This is a genomic window from Marivivens sp. ABH4_498, from assembly GCF_056160585.1.
In genome coordinates, this window is the sequence record NZ_JBSWXL010000002.1 from 135231 (window position 1) to 161039 (window position 25809).

The following is a 25809-nucleotide window of genomic DNA, read 5'->3' on the forward strand; positions in this document are numbered from 1 at the left end:
CCTCCTGAATATTCAAACATGTTCGGGCCCTGCGTCACACGCGCATTGGCATCACGACATAGACGGCCGAAGTGTCATTGCCTTCGCGCATCAGTGTCGGATCGCCCGAGGAGTTGAACAAGAACACTGCGTTTTCACGGTCCACTTGGGATGCGATTTCCAGCAGGTATTTCGCGTTGAAACCGATTTCCAGACGTTCGTCATCATAGGCCACGGCCAGTTCTTCGGTCGCGGCACCGCTGTCTGGTGCGTTCACGGACAGGACCAAACGGTCTTCGTCCAGAGACAGTTTCACAGCGCGGCTGCGTTCGGACGAAACGGTGGCCACACGGTCAACGGCCTTGGCGAAATCGCTGGCGTCGACTTCCAATTTGCGTGTGTTCCCTTGGGGAATCACGCGGGTGTAATCGGGGAACGTGCCGTCGATTACCTTGGACGTCAGAGTGATGTTCGGGGTCGCAAAGCGGACTTTGGTTTCCGACACAGACACAGCGATCTGCATTTCGTCGTCGTCCAGCAGTTTGCGCAATTCGCCAACGGTTTTGCGCGGCACGATCACGCCCGGCATATCGCCTGCGTTTTCTGGCATCGGCGCATCAATACGGGCCAGACGGTGACCGTCAGTCGCAACGCAGCGCAGCGCGCGGCCGTCTTCGCCGTCAGCGATATGCATGTAAACGCCGTTCAGATAGTAACGGGTTTCTTCGGTCGAAATCGCGAATTTCGATTTGTCGAACAAACGACGCAACACCGGCGCAGGCGCCGAGAAGTTTGTGGTATAGTCCGAAGACGCCATCACTGGAAAATCTTCTTTGGGCAGGGTCGCAAGGCTGAAATTCGAACGGCCTGCTTCGATGGTCAGGCGGCCTTTGACGCCGTCTTCGGTCAGGGTGACCAACGCGCCATCGGGCAATTTACGTACGATTTCGTTCAAGGTGACCGCAGCAACAGTGGTCGCACCAGCGCGTTCCACCATGGCGTCTGCTTTGTCCACGACTTCGATATCCAAATCGGTTGCGCGGAATTGTACGCTGTTGCCTTCGGCTTCGATCAGAACGTTGGCGAGGATTGGAATCGTGTTCCTGCGTTCCACAACTGACTGCGCTTGTGCCACAGCCTTGAGCAATACCGCCCGTTCGATACTGAATTTCATGTCTCTCGCTCCGCTTGTCGGACCCGACTTGGCCGGAAAATGAAACCTAACGGTTTAATTCCAAGGCTCAAGCTCTTTTTATGACTGTTGAATACTGCGCGACCAGCGTCAAGACGACAACGTACGGCGCAACAGCTCTAGTTCATCAGCCAACTGGGTGTCTTTGTCCGACAATTCGTCGATTCTACGCACGCCGTGCATGACGGTTGTGTGGTCACGGCCACCGAATTTGCGGCCAATTTCCGGCAAGCTGCGGTTGGTCAATTGTTTCGCCAGCCACATCGCAACCTGACGCGGACGCGCATAGGCACGCAGGCGTTTCGGGCCGATCAGATCCGACAGGCGGATGTTGAAATGTTCCGCAACCTTGCGCTGGATTTCATCAATGGTCACGCGGCGTTCGGACGATTTCAACAGGTCCGCCAAACAGTCCTGCGTCATTTCCAGCGTGATTGGTTTGCCAACCAGCGACGCCATCGCAAACAGACGGTTCAAGGCGCCTTCTAGAACGCGAACGTTCGTGGTGATTTTATGCGCAAGGAATTCCAAAACGCCTGGATCGATTTCCAGACCTGGGAATTGTTCGGCGTATAGTTCTGCTTTGGTCTGCAAAATGCCGACGCGCAGTTCGTAATCGGTTGGGTGCAGGTCGACGACCAGACCGCATTGCAGACGGGTCTGAATGCGTTCTTCCATGTCTTTGATTTCGCCAGGAGCGCGATCTGCAGAAATGATGATCTGTTTGCGTGCCTCAACCAGCGCGTTGAAGGTGTGGAAAAATTCCTCTTGGGTGGAATCTTTGCCCGCGATGAATTGGACGTCGTCCACCATCAGGACATCAACCGAACGGAACAGTTGTTTAAAGTCGATCATCTTGCGGTCTTTCAGCGCCGAGATGAAGCGATACATGAACTGTTCAGCGGAAATATATAGAACGGTTTTTTCCGGGTTACGGCGGCGGATTTCATGCGCAACCGCGTGCATCAGGTGGGTTTTACCCAGACCAACGCCGCCGTACAGGAACAACGGGTTAAAGGTGACAGGGCCGCCTTCGGCAACACGGCGGGCCGCAGCGTGGGCCAGTTCGTTTGGTTTGCCGACAACGAAATTATCAAAGGTAAAACGTGGATCCAGCGGGACGTCTGGAATAACCGATCCTTCGGATGGCATACGAACAGGATTCGCCGCCGGTTTCGGTTCGATCGATGGGCGTGGGTTATTGGCAGCCGCAGAAACAGCAAACGACAAACGTTCGGTCTGCGCACCATTGCGGTTCAAATGATAGATAATCTGATCTGCAAAATTCTGGCTGACATAGTCGCCAAAGAATTTGGTCGGCGCATTGAAATACGCAACGCCATTGTCAACATGCAGAAATTCGAGCGGTTCAATCCAGTTCGTAAAATTGCCTGTGCCAATATTGTTTTTTAGTGTCTCGCGGATTGAGCCCCACATAGTCATTTTTGTCCCGTACCTATCCCAGTCTTAAATCTTCGCTCGCAGACCCCCACAGTCCACTCCACACTGTCCAACAGGAAAAGCTACTCCGCCGCTCAGAGTCCCACTCTAAGCGCTGTGCCTTTTTAATCCTGCTATATACGGCCCGCGCCAGCGCCGTTGTCGGCGTGTGACGCAATCCGTCCGGGGTACAGAAAGCCTGCCGATATCAATGACATCGGATGCCTATCTGCGCTGATCGAATGACCGATCAGGAGTAACGATAATAGAACAGCAGCAAGCCAGATCGAATCTGACGCTATTCAAGATCGCTTTCACGATGCTCCCCCAGGAACGATGTGAATCGCTTGGGTGAAACTAGCAATCTCGGGGCGTCCCCTTCAACACAACAACGTCCTTGACTCTGACTTTCTGGAAAAAGAATCTCTTGGCCTTTTTTGACCGCTTAGAAAACTGATTTTTGGTGGCATCCACGCAACAAAAACGCGCCCGAAAAGGGCGCGCTTCAAAAAGTTCTATGGACCATCCGAAAGGATGGAATCAGCGGGATTAGCCCAGCGATTTAACGCGAGCAGCCAGACGCGATACTTTGCGCGACGCTGTGTTTTTGTGGAAGATACCTTTGGTCACGCCGCGCATCAGTTCAGGCTGAGCTGCTTTCAGAGCTGCTGCTGCTGCTTCTTTGTCACCCGAAGCGATTGCTTCTTCTACGGTGCGCAGGAAGGTGCGGATACGCGAACGGCGCATTTTGTTGATGTCTGCGCGGCGTTCGTTCTGACGTGCGCGTTTTTTGGACTGGGCTGTGTTTGCCATAGTGCGGTTCCTTTTGGTCTGGGCCAATAAAATGTCGAACGCACGAAAGCCCACCAAAGGTTCATAGGAACCGGCTGATTCTGGCCAAAGCGGGCCTCACGCGCATGTATCGGGCGGCGTTTAAAGCCCGCCGCCCAAAAAGGCAAGTGTTTTAGCGGTCGCGGAACTGCGGTTCACGCTTTTCTAGGAAAGCTGCCATACCTTCTTTTTGGTCTTCGGTCGCGAACAGCGAATAGAATTGGCCGCGTTCATAGGCCAAACCTTGGGCCAGCGACGTTTCATATGCGGTGTTCACGCAGTCTTTGGCTGCGATGGTCGCCAGCATCGATTTTTCGGCGATTTTGTTCGCTGCGGCCAAAGCCTCTTCTTTCAGCTTTTTGGCGGGCACGACGCGGGACACGAGGCCCGAACGCTCTGCCTCTTCGGCGTCCATGAAACGGCCCGTCAGGTGCATTTCCATGGATTTCGCTTTGCCAACATAGCGGGTCAGGCGCTGTGTGCCGCCCAAACCAGCGATCACGCCCAGATTGATTTCCGGCTGGCCGAATTTTGCGTTGTCCGCCGCAATGATGAAATCGCACATCATTGCCAATTCGCACCCACCGCCCAGCGCATAGCCGGAAACGGCTGCGATAATTGGTTTACGGGTGTTGTTGAAACGGTCGCTTTCAGCCGTAAAGAATTTTTCGCTCATCATGTCGACGAAAGATTTTTCCGACATTTCCGCAATATCTGCGCCTGCGGCGAATGCTTTTTCCGACCCGGTGATAACGATGCAGCGCACTTTGTCGTTTGTATCGGCGGATTCCAATGCGGTGCATAGTTCGCCCAGCATCGTAGAATTCAGAGCATTGAGAGCCTCTGGTCGGTTCAGGGTGATCAGTGCGACGTATCCCTGAACGTCCACGTTGATGGTCTCATAAGCCATGTGCAGCCTCGGTTGCTGTTGTCTTGGACCTCAGTGATTAACAAAGCTGTGACAGCGTTCAAGTTATCTTTGGCATTGCGGACAATAGAAAGTTGAGCGTCCAGATTGCACGAATCGCTGAATCACATGGCCTGCATCGCCTGTTTGGCATGTCTGGCCTTCGCGGTCGTAGACACGGAAATTATGTTGGAAATACCCTAACTTACCGTCCGCCTGCCTATGATCCTTTAGCGACGATCCACCCGATTCTATCGCCTCGGCCAGAACCTCGCGGATGGCAGGAACCAAGGTTGCGATGCGCTGGGCAGATATTTGGCCCGCTTTTCGTTTGGGATTAATTCCTGTGCGAAACAGCACCTCGCAGACGTAGATGTTGCCCAACCCCGCCACGATTCCCTGATCCAGTAGAGCCGTTTTAATCGGACTGTTTTTGCCGCGGAAACGGTCGATCAGGTACGATTCGTTAAAGGCGTTGGAAAACGGTTCGGGCCCGATATCGCGCAGCAGCCAGTGATCTTCGGCGGTGGCGGTGTCCAGCAAATCCATCGCGCCGAAACGGCGGGCATCGTTGAACGTCACCCGCGCCCCGTTTTCCATATCAAAGACAACATGGTCATGTTTTTCTGGCGTCGGATGTGGGTGATGGAATTCGCCAACAGCCACGCCCGAAATGGTCATACGGCCCGACATGCCAAGATGCACCAACAGCGTTTCACCCGAATCCAAATCCATCAGAATGTATTTCGACCGACGGCGCAGGGCATTGATCCTCTTGCCGGTCAGGCGTTCCGCCATATTTTCGGGAAACGGCCAGCGCAGGTCTGGGCGGTTTACGGCGGCATTTGATATCACCTGCCCTTCCATGGCTGGGATTAATCCGCGGCGGACTGTCTCTACCTCTGGCAATTCGGGCATGGTGCGCTTCCTATCTTTGGGGCGGCAGTGTATGCCCCTGATCAGACCTATTAAATGTGACGCATCGGCAAGGACGGCAAGAGCAATGACCGACAATCGCGACAACACCACTCACTTCGGTTTTGAAACCGTACGCGAAAATGAAAAAGCAGGCCGCGTGCAAGGCGTGTTCACCTCGGTCGCATCAAAATACGATATTATGAATGACGTGATGAGCGTCGGCATCCACCGCGTTTGGAAAGACGCGATGATGGATTGGCTGGCGCCGCGCGCAGGGCAAAAACTGCTGGATGTGGCTGGCGGGACTGGCGATATTTCGTTCCGTTTTCTGCAACGCGCAGGCAGCGGGCATTCCACCGTTCTGGACCTGACCGAATCCATGCTGGTCGAAGGCCGCAAACGCGCCGAAGCCGCAGACATGGCCGATAGTCTGGATTGGGTCGTCGGCGACGCGATGAAACTGCCGTTTCCCGACAATACCTTTGACGTTTACACCATCAGCTTTGGCATCCGTAACGTGACCCGCCCCCAAGAGGCATTGAACGAAGCCTACCGCGTTCTGCGCCCTGGTGGTCGCCTGATGGTTCTGGAATTCAGCCAGCTGCCGAACCCGATGATGCAAAAGGCTTATGACCTGTATTCGTTCAACGTCATCCCGCGCATGGGCAAACTGATCGCCAATGACAGCGAAAGCTATCAATATCTGGTCGAATCCATCCGTAAATTCCCAGATCAGGATACGTTCCTAGACATGGTGAAACAGGCCGGTTTTGAAAACGCGAAATACCGCAACCTGTCACTGGGTATCGCGGCGCTGCATTCTGGGTGGAAAATCTAATGCGCGGACCACACAACATTTGGCGTCTGATCCGTACAGGCGCAACGCTGGAACGCGCTGGTGCCATGAACATCGCGCTGGATGCATTCGAGGCTGGCCCTGTCCTGCGCTTTGCCGCGCGCGCACTGGCATTTCCTTTCCGCTGGCTGGGCTACAAAGGTGACGCATCATTGCCGCCCGTATCCCGCGCCCTGACAGCATTGGGCCCTGCCTACATCAAATTCGGCCAGATCATGTCGACCCGTCCAGACGTGGTTGGCCCAGAACTGGCCCGCGAATTGCGCGTTTTGCAGGACGCATTGCCGCCTTTCCCATTGGATGTCGCAAAAAAAGCGGTGGCCAAGGAATTGGACATCAACGTGGACGAGGTGTTCAGCGAATTTTCCGAACCCGTCGCGGCCGCATCCATCGCGCAGGTGCACCGCGCTCGGATAGCCGAAACCGGCAAAGAGGTCGCGGTAAAGGTTCTACGCCCAAACGTCGAACGCGCCTTTCAAAAGGACGTCGACGCATTCTACTTTGCGGCGCGCTTTGTTGAATTTTTCTCTCCTTCATCGCGGCGTCTACGCCCGATGGACGTCATCGAACATTTCGACGGCGTTGTGCAGGGCGAACTGGACCTACGTCTAGAAAGCGCCAGCGCATCCGAATTTTCGGCAAATACCGAAGGCGACGCAGGATTTCAGGTGCCGCAAATCCAGTGGAACCTATCTTCGCGCCGCGTGATGACATTGGAATGGGCCGAAGGCGTCAGCCTTGGCGATATCGACGCGATCGATGCGGCTGGCCATGACCGCCGCGCCTTGGGTGCACGTGTGTTGCAGCTGTTCCTTAGCCACGCATTGCGCGACGGTTTTTTCCACGCGGATATGCACCACGGCAACCTAAAGGTCGCGGCGAATGGCGATATCATTGCCTATGATTTCGGCATCATGGGCTACATCGACGAATACACCCGCCGCGTCTACGCCGAGATCCTGTTCGGCTTTATCCGCCGCGACTACAAACGCGTGGCCGAGGTCCATTTCGAAGCGGGCTACGTGCCCGCCGATCAAGACGTCGAAGAATTCGCGCGTGCCTTGCGCGCTGTGGGCGAACCGATCTTTGGCATGGACGCCAGCCGCATTTCGATGGGGCGCCTGTTGGCCTATCTGTTCGAAGTCACCGAACGTTTCGGCATGGAAACCCGCACGGAATTGATCCTGCTGCAGCGCACGATGGTCGTTGTCGAAGGCGTGGCCCGTTCGCTGGATGAACATATCAACATCTGGGAAGTCGCCCGCCCTGTGGTCGAAGAATACATCCAAAAATCCATCGGCCCTGCGGCGCTGACCCGTGATTTGGTGCGTACAGCACGCGTGCTGGCACGTTTCGGTCCGCGCCTGCCGCAATTGGCCGAGGCCGCGCTGATCCGTCAGTCCAAACCTGAAAAAGACACGGACGATTCATCGCTGCACCCCGCCATTTGGGCCGTTATTGGCGCAGGCGCGATGGCGCTGTTCTGGATAGGGACAGTCATCTAGCCGTAGCTGGGATCGCGCAAGGCGGTTACATCCGTGGCCGCCACAACATCACCCGATTCCAATACCAATGCGACGCCACTGTCTGTACTGCGCACTTCGGTTACGGCCACATACACATCGGCCGTTTCTGCGGATATCTGAACCCCGTCTTGATAGCTGACCACGGCAAAACTGTAGCTGCCCGCGGCGCTGCCCTGCCATTCTATCAATTCAGCGCTGGTTTCGATCGACTGCCGGTCCACCTCTGCGCCGTTGCTGTCAAAAGCAACCAGTTCCGCACTATCGGCCGCGCTGTCGGGTTCTGCCGCGACTGTTACGCTATTTGTCCCGTCAAAATAGGCCGCAGCAGACGCGCGGACTTCGTTTCCGACCCAATTGGCCAGTTCGGACATAGACGAGGTTGTGAACATGCCTGTCAGATCGGACAACAAATCATTCGTCAGCACTTGCTGTTCGACCGACGAAAACGTTGCCAGCTGAGTCGCGTAATCAGTGGAATCAACAGGATTTAACGGATCCTGATTTTCCATCTGCGCCGTCAACATCTTGAGAAAGGTTTCAAAATCCGAACTGATGACTGAACTGGTATCAGCAGAGGTTGTCGCTGTTGATGTTGCGAGCGTGGATGTATCAATCGTTGTCATGGTGTCCCTATAACCTGATATCTACGCGCCCATCGGAATGGCGCAAAATGGGTTGAATGATCTCCGTTTCGTCGGATTCGGCTGTGCTATGCCCCCCATTTTGGTGGCGATTTTCCGAGTCATCATGAGATGCGAATTCCAAATTCACGTCACCAAATCCCATGTCTTTGAAATCACTGGCCAGCAGATCCAGATGTTTTCGCATCAAATCCGCCGTTTCGGGGCGCTCTGCCGCGATCACGATTTGAACCGACGACTCGTGCGTGATCATCTGCATTCTCACCCGCCCCAATTCTTCGGGATCAAGAGCAATTTCAGTGACATTTCCATCCGACAAAGGGGCAGACAGCACCTGTTTTATAACCTGAGCCTCGGTTGGGTTCGGCATCATTTTGGGCACAGCATCAGGACGCGCCGCAGCCCTTTCTGGCTGAACAGGGGCGGCTACCTCTGGACGGTCCGGTATGGCTGCGATCGTGTCGAGGTTTGTCTTTTGATCGGGTGCAAAAACCAGCTTTACGTCATTTTCAGACGCAGTCGTTTCGATTTTCACCGGAACCTTATCCGCCGGTTCGCTGTGACCCAAATCTAGGTCCCCGACGACCTGTTCATCAGGCACAGACCGGTGTGACGTTTGCTGGATCGGGAAAAACTGAACCACGCCGTCGACCAGCGTATCGCATTCTTCGGTGTCTTGCTCTGGCTCTGATTCTGCGTCGACTTCAGGTAAATCTGGATCGATTTCAGGTGAAACAGTCTCTATTTCTGCCTCCGCGCCCATCGGCTCCATCATCAGTAGAAACGCGTCGCACGTTTCATCGGCCGCAGACACGCTGTTTTCGTTGGGCGGAACCCGCTGCGATGGCGGAATCGGACTTACCTGCATCAAGATCTCCGTGCTGGGTTTGATGCACTTAACCGCACGATGATTACTCAATCTTTACCGAACTCGATTCAATCTTTGGAAAATTGACCCAAAGGAGTGTCCCGAATGATTGCGACCGAATCCCCCCTAAGATCAGCCGCAGAAAAAATCGAAACTGCGTTTTTGTCCCAGATGCTCAAACATTCTGGTGTCGGCGAAACGGGAAACAGCGCCGATCAATTTTTGACTTTTATGCACGAAGCCCAAGCAAAAGCGATCGTAAAAAGCGGCGGTCTTGGCCTAACCGAATCCCTGTTTCATGCATTGACGGAGCGGGCAGATGGATAAACGCGCCATAGAAATTATTGCCCAACTTGCCCGCACACGTGACGCCATAACCCAAGGCAAATTCACCACGTTGGACGCATTGGCCCAGACCACACAGGAAATGACCCTACCCGACGATCTGACTGCAGATGATCTGATTGCAATCAAAGCGGCTGCAAGACGCACGATGGCTGTCATTCAATCCGCCAAACAAGGGGTCGCCGATTCCATCGCCGATCAGAATGATGCCAAAAAACAGCGGGAAAATTTCGCCAGCTATGGTTCGGACGGTCAGTTCGCCAAACACATCCCCACAGCGCCGCAAATATTGCGTAAAGCTTAATCGATAGAATTTGAACGAATTCTGCCATGCGCATTAGGGAATCGTTAGCCCACCGTGCGCATGATCACAGCACATCCGAAATGGATGCCGGTGACAAACCGGTTCGCGTCAGAATGGCGTTTCTTCGATTGTTCGAAACCGAACAAAGACAAAACCAGGCGCAAAGCGCCACATCATAGGGACATCCTTTATGTCTAGCATTCTGACCAACAATGGCGCCATGGTGGCGCTGAGCACCCTGAAAACCATCAACTCTGACCTGTCCAAAGTGCAAGACACGATTTCGACCGGCAAAGAGGTGAACTCGGCCAAAGACAACGCTTCGGTCTGGGCGATTTCCAAGGTGATGGAATCCGACGTCAAAGGGTTTCAGGCAATTTCCGACAGCCTATCGCTTGCGGATTCGACCGTTTCGGTCGCGGCAGGCGCCAGCGAAACCGTTTCGGACCTGCTAACCGACATCAAAGAAAAGATCGTATCGGCGCAGGAAGAAAACGTTGATACCGCCAAAATCCAAGAAGACATCGACGCACTGACAGATCAGATCAAATCGATCACCGGCGCTGCACAGTTTAATGGCCTTAACCTGCTGGAAGGCACCGAAGACGTTGATGTTTTGTCGTCGCTGGATCGCGGACTGGATGGGTCTGTATCTGCATCAAACATCACAATCGATCGTCAGGACCTGACCACCAGCGCAGGCACCTATGGTTCGGGCACCAGCCTGAACGCCAATGTCACGGCATCAGCAGGTACGGCTGACAGCACCGGTAATACGGCAAACGTCACAATCGCAGCCGATGCAGATATGTCGGACAATGCCGTTGATATTGAAATTGCAGGCACGACCCTATCCTTTGCCGCGGGCGATTTGGCAGGCGATCAGGACGCAGCCGCAGCAACGATCAACGAAGCGATCAACGCTTTGGGCCTAGAAGGCGTATCCGCCACGATCGACGGCACCAATGCCAACCAGATCAACATCACATCGACTCGTTCGTTCGAAGATGTTTCTTTGTCTGCAACTGGCGCAACAGCATCTGATGCGTCGATCGGCGCCCGCGCTGAAACGATCGATTTTTCGACCGCTGCAACCGTGAACGAAGGTGACGGATATCGCGTCACGGTCGGGTCTGAATCCTTTAGCTATGTCGCCGGCAAAGGCGAAACGATGGAAGACATCGCCAAAGGCCTGAAGGTCGCGATCGATAGCGGCGGCGTCGAAGGTGTGACAACATCGGTCACTCAGGACGAGACGACTGGCCAATGGTCGCTGTCGATCGACAATGACGGGTCGGGTTCGGCAAGTCTGGCAATCGGCGCCGTCGGTAACGCTGGCGGCGAAGCGTCGGGCGGTCTGTTCGGTCTGGACAGTATCGATGTCACGACCGCTGCTGGTGCAGAGGCTGCTCTCTCCAACATCGAAGGCATGATTTCGACCGCCATTGATGCCGCATCGTCGTTCGGTTCGGTACAGGGCCGATTGGAAACGCAGGCCACGTTTGTTGACGATCTGACCAATGCGATGACCTCGGGCATCGGTAGCCTTGTCGATGCCGACATGGAGGAGACCTCTGCGCGGCTTCAGGCACTTCAGGTCCAGCAACAATTGGGCGTGCAGTCGCTGTCCATGGCGAACCAAGCGCCGCAGTCGATCCTATCGCTCTTCGGCTAACCTAATGCGCCAGAGCCCCCAAACGGGCTCTGGCAACTCACGGTAAAACCGTGTTGCCCTTAACGCAGTCCCGAAAGGACCCGACGTGAACGTTATTGAACAAGCCAGAATGGGCTATGCCCCAGCCGCGACAGCCGTCCGCAGCCCACGCTCCACCGAACATCAACTTTTTGCGCAAATAACGGCGCGACTGCGCCGCGCTGCACATCCTGAAACTGGAAATCATGGTGAATTAGTCTCTGCTTTGCATGAAAACCACAAACTTTGGACAACCCTTGCCGTCGACGTTGCCCATGACGACAACGAACTGCCCCGTCAGTTACGTGCGCAAATTTTTTACCTTGCGAAATTTACCCAACAACACACCGCCAAAGTGCTGCGGAATACCGCAACTGCAGATGCATTGATCGATATTAACCGGTCGGTCATGGCCGGCCTAGCAGGACAAGAGGTAAGCCAATGACGGGTTTGGTATTAAAACTGGGACCAGGCGAACGGGTATTGGTCAATGGCGCTGTCATCGAAAATGGTGACCGCAGGTCACGCATTTCCATTTTGTCGCCAAACGCCAACATCCTGCGCATGCGCGATGCCATCCGCCCCGAAGATGCGAATACCCCCGTCCGCCGCGTTTGTTATATCGCGCAATTGGTGTTGTCGGGTGATGTCGATAACGGCGATGCACGCAAACAATTGCTCAGCGGGATCGAACAGCTAAGTCAGGTTTTTTGCGATCACGACAGTCGCAAACAACTGGAATTGGCGACACAAGCCGTTCTAGCCGATGAATTCTATCGGGGTCTGAAACACCTGCGCGCTTTGCTGCCGCGCGAAGAAAGGCTGTTTCACACAGCACAAGGTCACGCATGACATTCCAGCCGGTTATCCCGCTGACCGGTTATTCCGGCTGGTCGTTTCTAAACCGTACGATAGAGCAGCAAAAAGACACTTTTGCTGCCTCTGCCGGTCAACAGCGGTTAGAGACCTATTTTCGTGAAAACATCGGATCTATTTCGACCACCGATGAACTGGTGAACGATCACCAGCTGTTAACGGTCGCGCTGGGTGCATTCGGATTAGAAGACGATATGTATGCCAAAGCGTTCATTTCCAAAGTGCTAAGCGAAGGCACAACTGACTCGGACGCGCTGGCCAATAAACTGTCAGACAAACGCTATCTGGCGCTGTCCAATGCGTTTGGTTTTACCGAAACTCCACCAGCCACAACCCAAACCGATTTTGCTGATACGATTTTAACGCGATACCAGGACAAAGCGTTCGAATCCGCGGTCGGAGATGTCGATAATGATTTGCGCATGGCCTTGAACGTTGAGTCAGCTATGTCCGACATTATGGACAACGCGTCCACAAATGACGGCCAATGGTTTTCTATGATGGGGAACACGGCGTTGCGCAGCGTCTTTGAAACGGCGATGGGGCTGCCATCCTCGATCGGGTCAATCGACATTGATCTGCAGCTGAACCAGTTCAAAAGTCGCGCAATGTCTATGTTTGGAACCGATGAATTTTCAGAAATTTCACTGGATACAAACCAAGAGGAATTGATCAAAATGTTCCTGCTGCGCAGTGAAATGGATAACTTCTCTGCGGCGTCCTCTGCCTCTATCGCGTTAACGCTGCTACAATCAGGTTAGTGCCGACCTAAGCTTGGCAAAGCTGGATGCCGCATTGGCCGATTGCCCACCAAGCACAGTATCCAGTTTCGGTTTTAATTCGATCGCGCGGTCCGTGACAGGATCGCTGCCAGCCTCGTATAATCCTGCCTTCAACATCAATTCCGTCCGGTCATAGGCCCCCAGCAATTCGCGCGCCTGAGAAATCAAATTGTTTTCAGACTGGGTGGCTGCATGCGGTAATGACCTTGATACGGACCGCAGCACATCAACCGCGGGATAGCGTCCGCTTTCAGCAATCTTACGATCCATAACGACATGGCCATCCAATAGACCGCGCAAAGTATCAGCAATCGGTTCTTCCATGTCAGATCCAGCCACAAGCACCGAATAGATTGCTGTGATATCGCCTTGCCCCTTTTCTCCGGGGCCAGCACGTTCGCACAATCCCGCCATAGCTGAGGCGGTTGATGCCGGATAGCCGCGCAGATTTGCGGCTTCTCCTGCCGCGACCGATGTTTCACGATGCGCTTCGGCGAAACGGGTCACAGAATCGACCAACAATAAAACATGCAGCCCCTGATCCCGAAAAAATTCGGCCACTGCGGTTGCGGTAAATACACATTTGCGGCGCACCTGCGGCGCGCGATCCGATGTGGCGGCGACGACAATGGACCGCTCTAATCCTTCTGGACCCAGCGTGTTTTCTACAAACTCACGAACTTCGCGCCCACGTTCGCCGACCAAGGCGATCACGGTAATATCAGCCGTCATTTTATGAGCCAAACCTCCCAACAACGTAGATTTACCAACGCCTGATCCGGCAAACAGTCCGATCCGCTGCCCCTGCACGACAGGTAGCATTGTATCGAACAGCACGTAGCCCGTGTTCAAACGCTGGCCCATCGTGCGCCGCGCGTAAGCCATCGGTGGTGATCCCATGATGTGCCGAGGTTGCAAGCCCGGCAATATCGGGCGCCCATCCAAAGACTGCCCATGCGGATCAATCACACGGCCAATCCATGACCAATCAGGCGCTAGAGACTGCGCCCCCAACCATACGACGTGTTCCCCGACGAATGTGCCCAATGTCGGTCCTTCGGGCAATACCAGAGCCGAATCTTGGGTGACTTTGATCACCTCGGCGCGGCGTTTGTCTGATCCGATTTCAACCGTATCCCCCACGCGAATGTTCCCCGGCAATCCCGAGGCCGTCATCGTTCCTGCCGACACTTGTGTGATGCGGCCAACCGGATGGTCTATCGCAACCGACCGCAACGCATGTTCAGCGCGTTCAAAAACCGACGTCCGCATCGATGTGCTCCTTTTGTTCGACAACAACATCTTCTTAAGGAATCACAGTTAAGCGTTGGTTTAAGCACCATGAGGGAGAAACCCCAATGTTCCAAACGCTCCATATTTTTCAAATGTCCGGCGCGATGGCCGCTCATGCTGGCGCGCGCCAAACGATCACAGCGCAAAATATCGCGAACGCGGATACGCCTGGCTATCAGGCGCGGACAATACAATCCTTTCGCGATGTCGTCGCCAATTCCAACGTGCAAATGCGGGCCAGCCGCGAAAACCATATGGGCGTCGAAACGTCGCCCAATTCCCTAAATTTAGAGACTAATAAGGCTGAAATTGACCCGAATGGAAACTCTGTTTCGGTCGAAAGCGAAATGGTGTCCGCCGTCGAATCCGTAAGGCAACATGAACAAGCGCTTGCGATCTATCGCCACGGGTTGACGGTGCTACGCACATCATTGGGCCGCTGATATGACAGATTTCAGCAAAGCATTGTCCATCGCCGCATCAGGCATGAAAGCGCAAACCGCCCGTATCGGACATTTGTCGGAAAACATCGCCAATGCGGATACCCCCGGCTACCACCGCAAAACGATCAGCTTTGATCAGGAGTTTCGGGCCGGTCAAACCACCGGTGCCGTCGCGATCGGCGACGTGACGTTGGACCGAACACCGCTGGCAGACATTCACGACCCTTCACACCCTTTGGCCGATGAAACGGGGCATTATCAGGGGTCAAACGTCAATCTGTTGATTGAAATCACGGACGCCAAAGAAGCCCAGCGCAGCTACGAAGCGAACCTGAAAATGTTCGACCAAGTGCGCCAGATGTCCTCCTCGCTCCTTGACCTTTTACGTCGATAAGAAAGAAATTCTATGCAGTCCATTGCTTCGATCGCCACCCAAGCCTATTCCGCCGCCCGCCCTGCCACAACGCCCGACCCGGACGGTGGGGCCTCAACGCTCACCTCGGCCGCGCAGGATTTCGCAAAGGTTTTGCAATCGGGTGAACAAACCGCTGTCCAAACAATGACGGGCGACGCAGATTCACACGCTTTGGTTCAGGCGCTGGCACAAACAGAGCTTGCCGTCGAAACCGCCGTCACAATCCGCGACAAAATGGTCGAAGCTTATCAGGAAATCCTAAGGATGCCGGTATGATGACAGAGGCGCAGTTTTACGACGCACTGCGCGCGGCACTATGGTGTGCGGTCGTTATTTCCATTCCGATTCTTTCGGTCGCTTTGGCAGGTGGTTTGATTGTGGGGCTATTTCAGGCCCTGACATCTATTCAGGAAAACAGCCTGACATTTGTCCCCAAATTGATCGCCATCGTCGCGGTATTCTGGCTGTCGATGGGTTTCATGTCCGAAAGCCTGGTCAGCTTGTTTCACAACGCATTGCTACCATTGATCGTAGGGGGCTGAGACATGACCACCGCTGTATATACGACCCTAACCCGCCAAAACGGGCTGATGGCAGAAATGCAAACCATCGCCAACAATATCGCCAACGCGAATACAACCGGTTACCGCGCCGAAGGCATTATTTTTGCGGAGCACATCCAAGCGAACGATCGCGGATCGGTATCGATGGCATCCGCAGAAGTCAGCAACACCAATTTCGCCCAAGGTGCGCTGTCCCAAACAGGGGGGCAGTTTGATTTGGCAATTGAAGGCGAAGGTTTCTTTTTGGTGGAAACGCCAGAGGGGCCACGTATGACGCGCGCCGGCACCTTTGCACCCAACGCCGATGGTGAATTGGTCACCATGGATGGCTATCCCGTTTTGGACGCCGGTCAGACCCCTGTTTTCGTACCTTCAGGATCAGGGCCCATCGGTCTTGCGGCGGACGGCACCATTTCCGCGGGCGGCACGCCTGTCGGGCAAATTGGCCTATTTCAGCCGACCGACCCCCTAACTGTTCGCCGCGAAGACGGCGTTCGGTTTTCAGCCGATGGTTTTGAACCGGCATCCGATGCATCGATCCTTCAAGGCTATGTCGAAGAATCCAATGTTAACCCCGTCCTGCAAATCGCCCGCATGATCGAAGTGCAGCGCGCCTATGAACTGGGCCAAAGCTTTGCGGACAATGAAAACCAACGCCTACGCGACGCTATCGACGTTTTAGGAAAATAGGAGGGATCATGCGCGCTCTTGAAATCGCTGCCGCTGGCATGTCTGCACAGCAAACCCGGGTCGAAGTTATTTCCAACAACCTCGCGAATATGAACACCACGGGTTACAACCCCAGACGGGCCGAATTTGCCGATCTGCATTACCAACAGGCTGTACGCGCAGGAACTGTCAGCGCAAGCGATGGCAGTGTTTTGCCAACCGGTGTCCAACTTGGGCTTGGCGTACGGGCAACCTCTGTCACCGTCATGCTGCAACAAGGGTCTTTGGCCGCAACGGGGGGCGATTTGGACCTCGCGATCGAAGGCGAAGGCTATTTAGAGGTCGCAATGCCCAATGGCACCTCTGCCTATACCCGCGATGGCGGCCTGAAACGCAGCGCAGATGGGTTGATCGTCACGTCAGATGGGTTTGCCGTTCAGCCACAGATCACAATCCCAGACGATGCCACATCCATTTCCATCAACACCGAAGGCGAAGTGTACGCCTATTTTTCAGACAGTGCCGAAGCCGAGATTCTGGGACAAATCAATGTGGTCGGATTCACCAATCCCAAGGGGCTAGAGGCGCTGGGAAGCAACCTGTTTTCTGAAACAGCCGCATCAGGCACGCCAGCCGTATCAACAGCTGGTCAGGATGGATTGGGCCTGCTTCGTCAAGGTTACCTTGAAGACAGCAGCGTTGACGCCGTGCAAGAAGTCACCGATCTGATCGAGGCGCAGCGCGGGTATGAATTGAATTCCAAAGTCATCTCTGCGGCTGATCAGATGCTGGGATCCATGGTGCAGATCCGATGAAATTTGCCGCATTGATCATCTGCCTTGCGACATCGGTTCATGCAGACACTGTGGTCGCAACGCGCAGCCTGCCGCCCAATTCGATTCTGACCTCGACCGACGTGGGATATTCGGACACGGATATTACAGGAACCGCGACGGATATAACCGCGATTATTGGCATGGAAACACGGGTGGCGCTGTACGCTGGACGGCCGATTTACATGTCCGACCTAGGGTTCCCGGCAGTCGTCAATCGCAACCAGATCATCCCACTGATCTATGATCGGGGCATCGTGAAAATCGCAACCGAAGGGCGCGCATTAGACAGAGCAGGACCGGGCGAAATGATCCGCGTGATGAATATCAACTCCAGATCAACAGTCACCGCACGCATTGGAATGGATGGAGCCGCTTATGTGGGCTATTAAACGCTGCTTTCTCGCGTTTGTCGTCGCTGGCTGCGCACCAATGGCCCAAATCGGCCAAGAACCCGAATTTTCACATCCGGTCCAGACCCAAGAATTCACCGCGATGATGACACCATCCATGCCGTTGAAATCGGAAACCGATTTGGTCAACCCGACTGATACCGCCTCTTTATGGGCGGGGGATCGCACATCGCTGTTCGGCGACAGGCGCGCCATAACACGGGGCGACATTCTGACGGTCGTTATTGAAATTGACGATAGCGCCCAAATGTCGAATTCGTCTGATCGATCCCGATCTGCCAATCAGGAAATGGGCATAGATGACCTGTTTGGTTTGCCCCAACGTGCCGACAATCGGTTGCCCGAAGGCGCGACATTGGGGTCCGCCGTCGCGTTGGGATCGTCGTCAAACGCGTCTGGCGACGGGTCCATTTCGCGATCCGAACGTCTGACATTGCGGATCGCCGCAACAATCACTGACGTTTTGCCAAATGGTGTCTTGGCGATCCAAGGATCACAAGAGGTTCGGGTTAATTTCGAAATGCGAGAATTGCTGGTCGCAGGTTACGTGCGCCCCGCAGACATCACCCGCCAAAATGAAATCACCTATGACAAAATCGCATCAGCGCGCATTTCTTACGGCGGGCAGGGGCAAATCTACCAGATGCAGCAACCTCGTTATGGACAACAAATTGTTGAAAACCTTTTGCCTTTCTAGAGGATCGTCATGAAGAAAATTGTCCTTCCGATTTTACTGACTTCTCTTGGTGCCGGAGGAGGATTTGCCGCAGGTACGGTTCTACACAAACCCGAAGACCTGCCGAACGAGGCACCCGTCGAGGCCGAGGTCATCGACCAGCCCGAAGCTGTGGAATTTGCCAAGTTAAACAACCAATTCGTAGTGCCGATCATGACCGACGGCCGCATGTCTGCGATGGTCGTCCTTAGCCTTACGTTAGAAGTCGCCGAAGGCACCAAAGACGCCGTTTACGCGATCGAACCGCGCCTACGCGATAGTCTTTTTAGTGCGATGATAGAACACGCCAATTTGGGCGGATTTGATGGCGATTTTACGCAATCAGCGCCAATGCGCCAATTGCGCAATGTGTTGATACATGCCGCGCAAAAACCAGCTGCCGACATGGTCACCGACATATTGATTTTGGACATCGCACGTCAGGATTTGTGATCCGCTGCTTTGATAAGGTCCGCGATAGCCTGTTGTTTCCCAAAACTGGTCCGGACCTGTTTTTTAGCCGTTTCAATTTGTGACAGCACCAGCGCAAGTTCCGCGTTCAATTCCCTACGCTTACCGTCAGCCCACATTTGATATTTCAGATCGGCGCCAGCCATCTGGGCCGGTCCGATTTGCTGGTTTCCTTGCTGGGTTTTGAGGTTCGAAATCAGCTGTCGCAGTTTCTTTTCGTGCTGGCGCAACTGTAAAACTGCGCTGTTGTCACGATCAAACATGACCGACGTGATAGACTGCAATGGACTTAGATCTTTATGCTTCGACACGGCGTGCCTTTCGGATGATGGTGTCGGCAAAACGGATAGCGGCTGCAACGGCGCGGTAGTGTTCGGGCCGTATGACCTGACCCAGCTCGATCGCCGCATGGATCGCACGCGCTGTCGGAGGGTCAGACCGGATTGGAATGCCTTTTTTATTCGCCACGTCCCGAATCTTTGCTGCAATTTCATCGACACCCTTTGCCACCAAAACCGGAGGCGTTGCTGACGACGCATTCCATTTCAGCGCGACGGCGTAATGCGTGGGATTAACGATCACGACATCTGCTGTTTCCGCGTCGGTCAGCATTTTATTCATCGCGATTTCGATACCCTTTTGTCTGCGCTGTTGTTTTGCGTGAGGGTCACCTTCGGATTGTTTGGTTTCATCCTTGATGTCTTGGCGTGACATCATGTTTTTGCGCCGGTGTTCCGCGATCTGCCAAAGGTAATCAAAGCCGCCAATCATCAATGCCAGTATTACGATCACACCCATCAGACCGATAATGAATGTCCCCATGGTTATTGTCATTTGCCCAGCACCTAACCCGACCGACCCCACGATCTGATTTATCCCGAATGATAGGTACGCCCCCAGAACCACGCAGTAGATCGCCAGCTTGGATGCGCTTTTTGCAAACTCGAACAATCCACTGCGACCAAATTTGTTCTGAGCGTTCTTGAGGATCGATACTTTCGACCATTTGGGTTTGATCTTTTCGGTCGAGAAAACAAAAGCGTTCTGCGCAAATGTAGCGAGCACTGCCGCCACCAATGGGAACATGAAAAAACCTGCAATCGGGAGGCAAACGGCAATCACCAAATCAAAAAGGAACTGCCCAGACTGATCACCAAAAACAACGGTTGAATAATGGTCTGCACCCGCCAAAATACCGGACAAAACAGCCCCGAGCGACGTAAACGCAACGCCACCCGTTGCCATCGCCGCGATCAGCCAACCGCCGTACACAGCCGCTAATGTCAGGTCCGCCGACCGCGCGAATTCACCTTTCTTGCGGGCATCGTCCAGTTTCTTCTGCGTCGGCTCAAATGACTTATCGCTGTCCTGGCTCATGGCAACACACCCAGCAAAGTCTGGTTAAGTTGGCCGTTCCATACCGACAAAATCAGCGGCAGCGATAACATCAGCAGTATCATTCCACCTGCCGTGATTGCAGGTGCCCCGATAAACGCAACCATCAACTGCGGCATCGCTCGGTTAATCACGCCCAAGGTCACGTTATACAGCATGGCAGCCAGAACAAACGGCGCAGCAAGAGACAGACCAAGCCCAAAGACAGTTGCGACCTGGCCCAGACCAACCTGCATAACAGCACGAGGCGAAACCAATTCGCCCGCAGGAATAATCTGATAGGAAAAAATAAGGTATTCAGCCAACCGCACGTGTAGGCCCATGAGACACGCAAATGCCAACCCAGCCATGACCATCAGTCGCCCGACAACGGGTTGAGGATCAGCGCCTGTCACGCCGCCGAATAATTGCGACAGCGACGTCGATTGTGCTGCAATGGCGCCAGCAATTTCTAGCGCATGGACCATTAGCCTGAGCAAAATTCCGATGAATAGGCCCGCACAAGCCTCGACACCTATTACCGCTGCAGCGGACAAAATCCCGGGCGCGGGCGACGGCGCTAGGATCGTGGGCCAAATGATCAGCGTAAAGGCAATCGCCACGCTTAATTTCACCCGAACCGGTACTGTTTGTTCGCCAAATGCGGGGGCCAAAAACATCACAGCACCAACCCTGCAAAATGCGCAAAAAACTGACCAATAGGCGTCGACACCAATTTGCAAGATCGGACTGAATGACGTCATGCAGGCACCACCCCGACCAGCGAAGGACGCGCGTCAAAACCAATTTCTTCAAAGCTAATAACCTGTGCCGAAATACCTTTGGCCCGCGTAATCGTTCGGATAAACCGTCGTCGCCTGGTCGACGTGACAATCGCGACATTTGTACCATTTTGCGCCTGTTTAGAGACTTTTTCAGCTATTGAATCAGCCAGCTTATTGAATAGCTCGGGCGGTAAAGCGACCTCTTGTCCAGACTTGTCGCCAGGGCTTTGATAGGTCGCAAAAGTTTCTTCCCATTCCGGCGCCAATTGGATCAGAGGAATGGTACCGTCGGCACGCGTCATAGGCGCGATGATCTGGAAATTCAGCCTTTGGCGCACATGTTCTGTCACCATTTCAGCCGTCAACTGCGGGCTGCGAACCTCGGCGATCACCTCGATGATGAGCGGTAGATTTCGGATTGATATCCGTTCATCCAATAGCAATCGCACAACGGCCAAAAGCAAATCTAGCGGAACCTTTTCTGGTATCAATTCGTCCAAAAATTTACGGTTCGCCTCTTTGCGGGTGGGATCCGTTAGATTGACCAGTTCGTCCAACAATCTGCGCAAAGCCCGCATCGTCATGAGTCGCGGGAAATTTTGTTTGATCGTTTCTAACAAATGGGTCGCTAAAACTTCGGTCGGCAAAACTGTAGTAATTCCGTCCAGTGCGGCTGTTTCCTGATCCCTTTTCGCGATCCATCGCGCGGGCGCACCGTATACGGGTTCTTTTACGTCTTCTCCGGAAATGGCGATGGTATCCGGACCGGATAACAGCGCAAGAATTCGATCAGGACGCAATGTGTCGCGCACCTTTTCCACGCCATGAAGTTTGATGACATATCCGCCCGACTTTAGCGCAGGATTATCCGTGAGGCGTATTTCAGGCAAAATGATCCCGAATTCCGTCGCAATATGCTGCCGCATATTCACGATCCTGGCGTCCAGACCAGTCGCCGGATCGAGCACCATTGCAATCAAGTCAGGCGCAAATTCCACATGGATATCGTCTAGGTCCAGCGCATCCCCCAACGTGGGCTTAACCTCGGGTGTTTTGGTAGTTTCCACTGCGGACGTTGGGGGCTGTTTGTTTTTTCGGCGTATCAAAAGCGCGCCTGTTCCACCTAATATCAACGCGCCCGCGAAAAACGGTGCAAACGGCAAACCCGGCACCAGACCGAATAGCGCCATCAGTAGCGCGACAGTAATCAAAGCCGAAGGATAGCGCCCCAGCTGATCCATGATTGCAACATCCGCAGCCCCCGTTGCCCCGCCGCGCGCGAGCAACAACGCAGATGCAATCGAAATGATGACCGACGGGATTTGACTGACCAACCCATCGCCCACCGTCAGAATAGAGTAGGTTTCAAAAGCCTGCCCAACGGGCATTCCGTGCAGAACAACGCCCATAATTAAACCCATGACCAGGTTCAGTGCAGTAATCAGCAGGCCTGCAACGGCATCCCCTTTGACGAATTTCGATGCGCCATCCAACGATCCGAAAAACGTCGTTTCGGCTTGCTCTGTTTCGCGTCGACGCCGTGCTTCGGTATGGTCAATCGCGCCAGCGCTCATGTCGCTGTCGATTGCTAATTGTTTGCCTGGCATAGCGTCCAACGCAAAACGCGCTCCGACCTCTGCCATCCGGGTTGCGCCTTTGTTGATAACGATAAAGTTAACAATCAATAGGACGCAGAATACAACCAACCCCATCAATACCGAACCGCCCATGACAAACATGGCGAAACCTTCGATCACACCGCCCGCGGCGGACGTACCGGTGTGTCCCTGACCAATAATCAGTTTGGTCGATGATACGTTCAACGACAAACGCAACATCAATGACGCTAGCAAAATGGTGGGAAAGGCCGAAAAATCTAGCGGTCGTTCGATGAACAACGTCACCGTGAATATCAAAATCGCCAGTGCAAATGATGCCGCAAGGCCAATATCCAACACGGCAGACGGCATCGGTAGGATCATCATCACGATAACCGCCATTAGGGCCATCGCGAACATCACCGTCGGTTGAAACAGGGCATTCAGGGACAGTTTCATTCCGCCCCTTTGGTCTGATTTTGTTTCATGAATGTGCCGCCTTCTGCTGACTAACAAAAGGTGTAAGGGCGATTCATTGACAAAGTCTTATTGACTGATCGTTGCCGAAATACGTTCGCGGCTATCCTGCGCGCGCTGCAGCATCTCACGCGCATAAGATAGCGAAATTGGCCCGTCTAGATTGCTTGGCGTTGGCGCAGCTGGGCGCGGCGCGGCGACCATTGGTTGCTTTTCTCCGAATCCCAAATCGACTAGGCGTTGATCGATTTTTGCTTGAACGGCTTCATCCAAAGAGGCGCCATCGCCCGACAACGCAATACGCAAAAAATCGGCGTTTGACGCACGTTCGACTGCTATTTCAAAAACAGAGTTTAAAGCATTTGGATCGCCTGCAGCCAGATCAACCGCTTTGACGACATCACCCGAGACGGCATACGCATTTGACAATGCAAAAATCAACGGATCGTATTGTTCGGTGCCGCGATGTTCAAAGGCGGTCACTTCGATTGCGTCTAGCAACGCCAAATCTGTTTCAATCTGCAATTCATGCGCCGCAGACAGAAAAATGAAATAGGCTCCGATGCTCTGATCACCCTGATCTATTGCCGCCTTTGTTCTTTGATAGGCCTGTGAATAATCGCCGACCTTAAACAGAACACGCGCGACCAAAATGTTTGTCGCATCGACCCACTCTAGAACATTGCGCGCCGCCTCTGGTTCATTTGCCTTCATCAGGGACTCGATCAACTTTGGCCCAATGCTCCGGCGCAAAGGCACAGGAACATCGCGAATAGCGCGCAAAATTGGCGCTGGGTCTACAATCGGCGCTCCGGCAATCGCGGCATATAACGCGGCATCATCTGAACAGAATGTTTGGCTTTCAAAATAATCCACGTCGACACCTGCGCCCAAAAGGTTGGCCATCTTGGACCAATGCGCATCCTCTTTGATTTGCAGTGCATTCACCTGCGCCTCTGCAAACAGGCCGTAGTAAATGTATGACTGGATCAAACCAACGAATGCACCGTTCGTACTGCGTTCTATGTCTGGAACAATGGCGGATCTTTGGCGCGTCAAATCAGTGATAAAATCGCCAGTCATCCCCCAGTCGTATGGGCGGAATAGAGTCTGTTCTACGCAATCAGCAACAGGTTCGGGCGCGGTAGTCGATAGGAAATCATCGAATGCCGCATGAACATCAGTTTGATCATTATCCAAACCCGGTTGCACGGCTTGGTCGGGATTAAGCATCAGCAGCCCCTGTTCTGCCGCCCGGCCGATGGATTCGGCAATAGAACGATCAGTCTGCGGTTCGGGCGTTGTGATCTCCATCTCTGATGCTTTGTTGAAAACGACAGGGAGAATCTGAGCATTGGCGTGGCTTGACCGCGGCGCAATATCAAAAACCAAAAGTCCATCGATGATTTGGTCAACGACGGAACAATCGCACGCATATCTGATCAAAACAGCATCTGGGGGAACCTGGGTTATCCCTGTCACACGGCCCGCATTCAACCGTTCCATCGCATACGATGTATCAATCCGCGCACCGGGGACCTGCAGAATGAATTGGCCTGCGCCGTTCTGAACCGTCCAATCGGTTTCGGCGCGAATGGGGACAGTAATGCGGGTAAAATCATCATGTTCGCCGCCACGGATCAGCAAATTTTGCGCCGACGCCGACTGCGCAAAAACGAGGGCAACTAAACAAAGGACAAATCTCATGCGGCACCCTGTTTCAGCGCCTTTAATGCGGTCTCTAGTTCATTGAAATCGGGTCGCGCGTGGCCGGGGACGTTTTGGCGCCCCACTTCGATACAAATCGTCGGGGCATGGTTATAAAGGTTGGCGACCAAAACCTCTCGGATCAGGGCATAAAAATGAGCGTCCTCGTCGATCACCGACTTTAGCCGCGCTGCGATCGGGCCAATCAAACCATAGGCCAAAAATACGCCCAAAAAGGTGCCTACCAACGCACCCCCGATCATTTTGCCCAAGACTTCGGGCGGTTGATCGATAGACCCCATCGTTTTGATAACGCCAAGAACCGCAGCAACGATGCCAAGCGCCGGCAATCCGTCCGCAACCGACTGCAGCGCATGCGTGCTATGCTGCGCATGGTGCAACGAGGCCTCCATGCGTTTGTCCAAAATCTCTTCGACCTGATGGGGATCATCATAGTTCAAGGTGGCAGACCGCAACGTGTCGCAGATCAACGCGGTTGCCTCTTTGTCCGTTTGAATCTTTGGATAGCGTCCGAAAATTTCCGACTCTGCGGGCGTTTCAATGTGCGGCTCAATGGCCACTGGGCCCTCTCGGGACACGCGGATCAGTTCAAACAGCAAACACAGCATGTCACTGTAATCCTGATGTTTCCATTTCGGCCCCTTAAAGGCGCGGATCAGGGATTTCGCAGTCTGTTTGATTGCCGCCAAATCATTGGACAACACAAAGGCCCCCAACGCGGCGCCACCAATCATGATCATTTCGAAAGGCAGGGATTTCATAATAATCCCCATCTTACCGCCGGCCAAAATGTACCCGCCGAAAACCATTACAAATACGATGGCAATTCCAACCACACCGATCATGGCAATAGACCCTATTTTCTGTTTTCCAG

Annotated in this window: 31 protein-coding genes; 17 read left to right on the forward strand and 14 right to left on the reverse strand. The window is 53.8% G+C overall.

Translation table 11 applies throughout. The annotated features are described in order from the left end of the window. Positions 1-34 precede the first annotated feature (34 nt). From dnaN to mutM, 5 genes are all read right to left on the reverse strand, one after another. Positions 35-1153: a DNA polymerase III subunit beta gene (gene dnaN / locus ACXAGA_RS04635; RefSeq protein WP_475116353.1), complete on the reverse strand. Its 1119-nt coding sequence runs from the start codon at positions 1151-1153 to the stop codon at positions 35-37. A gap of 108 nt (positions 1154-1261) precedes the next feature. Then, a complete protein-coding gene (gene dnaA, locus ACXAGA_RS04640) occupies positions 1262-2614 on the reverse strand; it encodes a chromosomal replication initiator protein DnaA (protein WP_475116354.1) in 1353 nt (450 codons plus the stop codon). Positions 2615-3160: 546 nt separating this feature from the next. Then, positions 3161-3424 carry a 30S ribosomal protein S20 gene (gene rpsT / locus ACXAGA_RS04645; protein WP_475116355.1) on the reverse strand — a complete coding sequence of 88 codons (264 nt, stop codon included), beginning with the start codon at positions 3422-3424 and terminating at the stop codon, positions 3161-3163. 151 nt (positions 3425-3575) lie between these two features. After that, a complete protein-coding gene (locus ACXAGA_RS04650) occupies positions 3576-4352 on the reverse strand; it encodes an enoyl-CoA hydratase (protein WP_475116356.1) in 777 nt (258 codons plus the stop codon). A 63-nt stretch (positions 4353-4415) separates the two neighbouring features. Further along, positions 4416-5267, reverse strand: a complete 852-nt coding sequence (gene mutM / locus ACXAGA_RS04655; protein ID WP_475116357.1) for a bifunctional DNA-formamidopyrimidine glycosylase/DNA-(apurinic or apyrimidinic site) lyase — start codon at positions 5265-5267, stop codon at positions 4416-4418. Between the two features lie 85 nt (positions 5268-5352). Between mutM and ubiE the strand changes: the two genes are divergently transcribed. Both ubiE and ubiB read left to right on the forward strand, forming a co-directional pair. Continuing rightward, positions 5353-6105 carry a bifunctional demethylmenaquinone methyltransferase/2-methoxy-6-polyprenyl-1,4-benzoquinol methylase UbiE gene (gene ubiE / locus ACXAGA_RS04660; protein ID WP_475116358.1) on the forward strand — a complete coding sequence of 251 codons (753 nt, stop codon included), beginning with the start codon at positions 5353-5355 and terminating at the stop codon, positions 6103-6105. After that, complete coding sequence (gene ubiB, locus ACXAGA_RS04665) at positions 6105-7628, forward strand: 2-polyprenylphenol 6-hydroxylase (RefSeq protein WP_475116359.1); 1524 nt, start codon at positions 6105-6107, stop codon at positions 7626-7628. The genes ubiE and ubiB overlap by 1 nt, the downstream gene beginning before the upstream one ends. Here ubiB and ACXAGA_RS04670 read toward each other — a convergent pair. Together ACXAGA_RS04670 and ACXAGA_RS04675 are read right to left on the reverse strand one after the other, a co-directional pair. Next, complete coding sequence (locus ACXAGA_RS04670) at positions 7625-8272, reverse strand: flagellar hook capping FlgD N-terminal domain-containing protein (RefSeq protein WP_475116360.1); 648 nt, start codon at positions 8270-8272, stop codon at positions 7625-7627. The two genes, ubiB and ACXAGA_RS04670, sit on opposite strands and share 4 nt — an antisense overlap. Before the next feature lie 7 nt (positions 8273-8279). After that, complete coding sequence (locus ACXAGA_RS04675) at positions 8280-9158, reverse strand: flagellar hook-length control protein FliK (RefSeq protein WP_475116361.1); 879 nt, start codon at positions 9156-9158, stop codon at positions 8280-8282. Positions 9159-9263: 105 nt separating this feature from the next. Between ACXAGA_RS04675 and ACXAGA_RS04680 the strand changes: the two genes are divergently transcribed. From ACXAGA_RS04680 to ACXAGA_RS04705, 6 genes are all read left to right on the forward strand, one after another. Beyond that, on the forward strand, positions 9264-9485 hold the full coding sequence (locus ACXAGA_RS04680) for a rod-binding protein (protein ID WP_475116362.1): 222 nt from the start codon (positions 9264-9266) through the stop codon (positions 9483-9485). Next, the gene (locus tag ACXAGA_RS04685) at positions 9478-9807 is read left to right on the forward strand and encodes a hypothetical protein (protein WP_475116363.1); all 330 of its coding nucleotides are present in this window, start codon (positions 9478-9480) and stop codon (positions 9805-9807) included. Before ACXAGA_RS04680 ends, ACXAGA_RS04685 begins: the two co-directional genes overlap by 8 nt. Positions 9808-9997: 190 nt before the next feature. Next, positions 9998-11482, forward strand: a complete 1485-nt coding sequence (locus ACXAGA_RS04690; protein ID WP_475116364.1) for a flagellin — start codon at positions 9998-10000, stop codon at positions 11480-11482. 85 nt (positions 11483-11567) lie between these two features. After that, positions 11568-11945 carry a flagellar biosynthesis regulator FlaF gene (gene flaF, locus ACXAGA_RS04695; RefSeq protein WP_475116365.1) on the forward strand — a complete coding sequence of 126 codons (378 nt, stop codon included), beginning with the start codon at positions 11568-11570 and terminating at the stop codon, positions 11943-11945. After that, a complete protein-coding gene (gene flbT / locus ACXAGA_RS04700; protein WP_475116366.1) occupies positions 11942-12352 on the forward strand; it encodes a flagellar biosynthesis repressor FlbT in 411 nt (136 codons plus the stop codon). Before flaF ends, flbT begins: the two co-directional genes overlap by 4 nt. Next, complete coding sequence (locus tag ACXAGA_RS04705; protein WP_475116367.1) at positions 12349-13137, forward strand: DUF1217 domain-containing protein; 789 nt, start codon at positions 12349-12351, stop codon at positions 13135-13137. Before flbT ends, ACXAGA_RS04705 begins: the two co-directional genes overlap by 4 nt. Here the strand turns inward: ACXAGA_RS04705 and ACXAGA_RS04710 are convergent. After that, positions 13129-14430 carry a FliI/YscN family ATPase gene (locus tag ACXAGA_RS04710; RefSeq protein WP_475116368.1) on the reverse strand — a complete coding sequence of 434 codons (1302 nt, stop codon included), beginning with the start codon at positions 14428-14430 and terminating at the stop codon, positions 13129-13131. The genes ACXAGA_RS04705 and ACXAGA_RS04710 overlap by 9 nt on opposite strands. A gap of 86 nt (positions 14431-14516) precedes the next feature. Between ACXAGA_RS04710 and ACXAGA_RS04715 the strand changes: the two genes are divergently transcribed. The 9 genes from ACXAGA_RS04715 to ACXAGA_RS04755 are packed head-to-tail and all read left to right on the forward strand — an operon-like array spanning position 14517 to position 18955. Then, on the forward strand, positions 14517-14894 hold the full coding sequence (locus tag ACXAGA_RS04715; RefSeq protein WP_475116369.1) for a FlgB family protein: 378 nt from the start codon (positions 14517-14519) through the stop codon (positions 14892-14894). A 1-nt stretch (position 14895) separates the two neighbouring features. Then, positions 14896-15288, forward strand: a complete 393-nt coding sequence (flgC, locus tag ACXAGA_RS04720; RefSeq protein WP_475116370.1) for a flagellar basal body rod protein FlgC — start codon at positions 14896-14898, stop codon at positions 15286-15288. Positions 15289-15300: 12 nt separating this feature from the next. Continuing rightward, on the forward strand, positions 15301-15585 hold the full coding sequence (gene fliE / locus ACXAGA_RS04725; RefSeq protein WP_475116371.1) for a flagellar hook-basal body complex protein FliE: 285 nt from the start codon (positions 15301-15303) through the stop codon (positions 15583-15585). Beyond that, on the forward strand, positions 15582-15851 hold the full coding sequence (locus ACXAGA_RS04730; protein WP_475116372.1) for a flagellar biosynthetic protein FliQ: 270 nt from the start codon (positions 15582-15584) through the stop codon (positions 15849-15851). The genes fliE and ACXAGA_RS04730 overlap by 4 nt, the downstream gene beginning before the upstream one ends. A 3-nt stretch (positions 15852-15854) precedes the next feature. Next, on the forward strand, positions 15855-16562 hold the full coding sequence (locus ACXAGA_RS04735; protein WP_475116373.1) for a flagellar hook-basal body complex protein: 708 nt from the start codon (positions 15855-15857) through the stop codon (positions 16560-16562). 8 nt (positions 16563-16570) lie between these two features. Then, positions 16571-17356, forward strand: coding sequence for a flagellar basal-body rod protein FlgG (flgG, locus tag ACXAGA_RS04740; protein ID WP_475116374.1), 786 nt, complete (start codon positions 16571-16573; stop codon positions 17354-17356). After that, positions 17353-17766 (forward strand): flagellar basal body P-ring formation chaperone FlgA, encoded by a 414-nt coding sequence (flgA, locus tag ACXAGA_RS04745; protein WP_475116375.1) that lies wholly within the window; start codon positions 17353-17355, stop codon positions 17764-17766. Before flgG ends, flgA begins: the two co-directional genes overlap by 4 nt. Continuing rightward, positions 17753-18484 carry a flagellar basal body L-ring protein FlgH gene (flgH, locus tag ACXAGA_RS04750; protein WP_475116376.1) on the forward strand — a complete coding sequence of 244 codons (732 nt, stop codon included), beginning with the start codon at positions 17753-17755 and terminating at the stop codon, positions 18482-18484. The genes flgA and flgH overlap by 14 nt, the downstream gene beginning before the upstream one ends. 9 nt (positions 18485-18493) lie before the next feature. Next, entirely contained in the window at positions 18494-18955 is a 462-nt protein-coding gene (locus ACXAGA_RS04755) for a flagellar basal body-associated protein FliL (RefSeq protein ID WP_475116377.1), read from the forward strand. On the opposite strand, the gene ACXAGA_RS04760 is transcribed toward ACXAGA_RS04755, so the two are convergent. From ACXAGA_RS04760 to motA, 6 genes are all read right to left on the reverse strand, one after another. Next, positions 18943-19236: a hypothetical protein gene (locus ACXAGA_RS04760; protein WP_475116378.1), complete on the reverse strand. Its 294-nt coding sequence runs from the start codon at positions 19234-19236 to the stop codon at positions 18943-18945. The two genes, ACXAGA_RS04755 and ACXAGA_RS04760, sit on opposite strands and share 13 nt — an antisense overlap. 34 nt (positions 19237-19270) lie before the next feature. After that, a complete protein-coding gene (locus tag ACXAGA_RS04765) occupies positions 19271-20350 on the reverse strand; it encodes an EscU/YscU/HrcU family type III secretion system export apparatus switch protein (RefSeq protein ID WP_475116379.1) in 1080 nt (359 codons plus the stop codon). Next, on the reverse strand, positions 20347-21111 hold the full coding sequence (locus ACXAGA_RS04770) for a flagellar biosynthetic protein FliR (RefSeq protein WP_475116380.1): 765 nt from the start codon (positions 21109-21111) through the stop codon (positions 20347-20349). Before ACXAGA_RS04770 ends, ACXAGA_RS04765 begins: the two co-directional genes overlap by 4 nt. Then, complete coding sequence (gene flhA / locus ACXAGA_RS04775) at positions 21108-23189, reverse strand: flagellar biosynthesis protein FlhA (protein ID WP_475116381.1); 2082 nt, start codon at positions 23187-23189, stop codon at positions 21108-21110. Before flhA ends, ACXAGA_RS04770 begins: the two co-directional genes overlap by 4 nt. 87 nt (positions 23190-23276) lie before the next feature. Further along, positions 23277-24914 carry a hypothetical protein gene (locus ACXAGA_RS04780; protein WP_475116382.1) on the reverse strand — a complete coding sequence of 546 codons (1638 nt, stop codon included), beginning with the start codon at positions 24912-24914 and terminating at the stop codon, positions 23277-23279. Beyond that, on the reverse strand, positions 24911-25780 hold the full coding sequence (motA, locus tag ACXAGA_RS04785) for a flagellar motor stator protein MotA (RefSeq protein ID WP_475116383.1): 870 nt from the start codon (positions 25778-25780) through the stop codon (positions 24911-24913). Before motA ends, ACXAGA_RS04780 begins: the two co-directional genes overlap by 4 nt. Positions 25781-25809: the final 29 nt, after the last annotated feature.

Coding starts and splice junctions, on each gene's coding strand:
- dnaN (WP_475116353.1), bottom strand. CDS start 1,153: ATGAAATTCAGTATCGAACGGGCGGTATTGCTCAAGGCTGTGGCACAA.
- dnaA (WP_475116354.1), bottom strand. CDS start 2,614: ATGACTATGTGGGGCTCAATCCGCGAGACACTAAAAAACAATATTGGC.
- rpsT (WP_475116355.1), bottom strand. CDS start 3,424: ATGGCAAACACAGCCCAGTCCAAAAAACGCGCACGTCAGAACGAACGC.
- ACXAGA_RS04650 (WP_475116356.1), bottom strand. CDS start 4,352: ATGGCTTATGAGACCATCAACGTGGACGTTCAGGGATACGTCGCACTG.
- mutM (WP_475116357.1), bottom strand. CDS start 5,267: ATGCCCGAATTGCCAGAGGTAGAGACAGTCCGCCGCGGATTAATCCCA.
- ubiE (WP_475116358.1), top strand. CDS start 5,353: ATGACCGACAATCGCGACAACACCACTCACTTCGGTTTTGAAACCGTA.
- ubiB (WP_475116359.1), top strand. CDS start 6,105: ATGCGCGGACCACACAACATTTGGCGTCTGATCCGTACAGGCGCAACG.
- ACXAGA_RS04670 (WP_475116360.1), bottom strand. CDS start 8,272: ATGACAACGATTGATACATCCACGCTCGCAACATCAACAGCGACAACC.
- ACXAGA_RS04675 (WP_475116361.1), bottom strand. CDS start 9,158: ATGCAGGTAAGTCCGATTCCGCCATCGCAGCGGGTTCCGCCCAACGAA.
- ACXAGA_RS04680 (WP_475116362.1), top strand. CDS start 9,264: ATGATTGCGACCGAATCCCCCCTAAGATCAGCCGCAGAAAAAATCGAA.
- ACXAGA_RS04685 (WP_475116363.1), top strand. CDS start 9,478: ATGGATAAACGCGCCATAGAAATTATTGCCCAACTTGCCCGCACACGT.
- ACXAGA_RS04690 (WP_475116364.1), top strand. CDS start 9,998: ATGTCTAGCATTCTGACCAACAATGGCGCCATGGTGGCGCTGAGCACC.
- flbT (WP_475116366.1), top strand. CDS start 11,942: ATGACGGGTTTGGTATTAAAACTGGGACCAGGCGAACGGGTATTGGTC.
- ACXAGA_RS04705 (WP_475116367.1), top strand. CDS start 12,349: ATGACATTCCAGCCGGTTATCCCGCTGACCGGTTATTCCGGCTGGTCG.
- ACXAGA_RS04710 (WP_475116368.1), bottom strand. CDS start 14,430: ATGCGGACGTCGGTTTTTGAACGCGCTGAACATGCGTTGCGGTCGGTT.
- ACXAGA_RS04715 (WP_475116369.1), top strand. CDS start 14,517: ATGTTCCAAACGCTCCATATTTTTCAAATGTCCGGCGCGATGGCCGCT.
- flgC (WP_475116370.1), top strand. CDS start 14,896: ATGACAGATTTCAGCAAAGCATTGTCCATCGCCGCATCAGGCATGAAA.
- fliE (WP_475116371.1), top strand. CDS start 15,301: ATGCAGTCCATTGCTTCGATCGCCACCCAAGCCTATTCCGCCGCCCGC.
- ACXAGA_RS04730 (WP_475116372.1), top strand. CDS start 15,582: ATGATGACAGAGGCGCAGTTTTACGACGCACTGCGCGCGGCACTATGG.
- ACXAGA_RS04735 (WP_475116373.1), top strand. CDS start 15,855: ATGACCACCGCTGTATATACGACCCTAACCCGCCAAAACGGGCTGATG.
- flgG (WP_475116374.1), top strand. CDS start 16,571: ATGCGCGCTCTTGAAATCGCTGCCGCTGGCATGTCTGCACAGCAAACC.
- flgA (WP_475116375.1), top strand. CDS start 17,353: ATGAAATTTGCCGCATTGATCATCTGCCTTGCGACATCGGTTCATGCA.
- flgH (WP_475116376.1), top strand. CDS start 17,753: ATGTGGGCTATTAAACGCTGCTTTCTCGCGTTTGTCGTCGCTGGCTGC.
- ACXAGA_RS04755 (WP_475116377.1), top strand. CDS start 18,494: ATGAAGAAAATTGTCCTTCCGATTTTACTGACTTCTCTTGGTGCCGGA.
- ACXAGA_RS04760 (WP_475116378.1), bottom strand. CDS start 19,236: ATGTTTGATCGTGACAACAGCGCAGTTTTACAGTTGCGCCAGCACGAA.
- ACXAGA_RS04765 (WP_475116379.1), bottom strand. CDS start 20,350: ATGAGCCAGGACAGCGATAAGTCATTTGAGCCGACGCAGAAGAAACTG.
- ACXAGA_RS04770 (WP_475116380.1), bottom strand. CDS start 21,111: ATGACGTCATTCAGTCCGATCTTGCAAATTGGTGTCGACGCCTATTGG.
- flhA (WP_475116381.1), bottom strand. CDS start 23,189: ATGAAACTGTCCCTGAATGCCCTGTTTCAACCGACGGTGATGTTCGCG.
- ACXAGA_RS04780 (WP_475116382.1), bottom strand. CDS start 24,914: ATGAGATTTGTCCTTTGTTTAGTTGCCCTCGTTTTTGCGCAGTCGGCG.
- motA (WP_475116383.1), bottom strand. CDS start 25,780: ATGATCGGTGTGGTTGGAATTGCCATCGTATTTGTAATGGTTTTCGGC.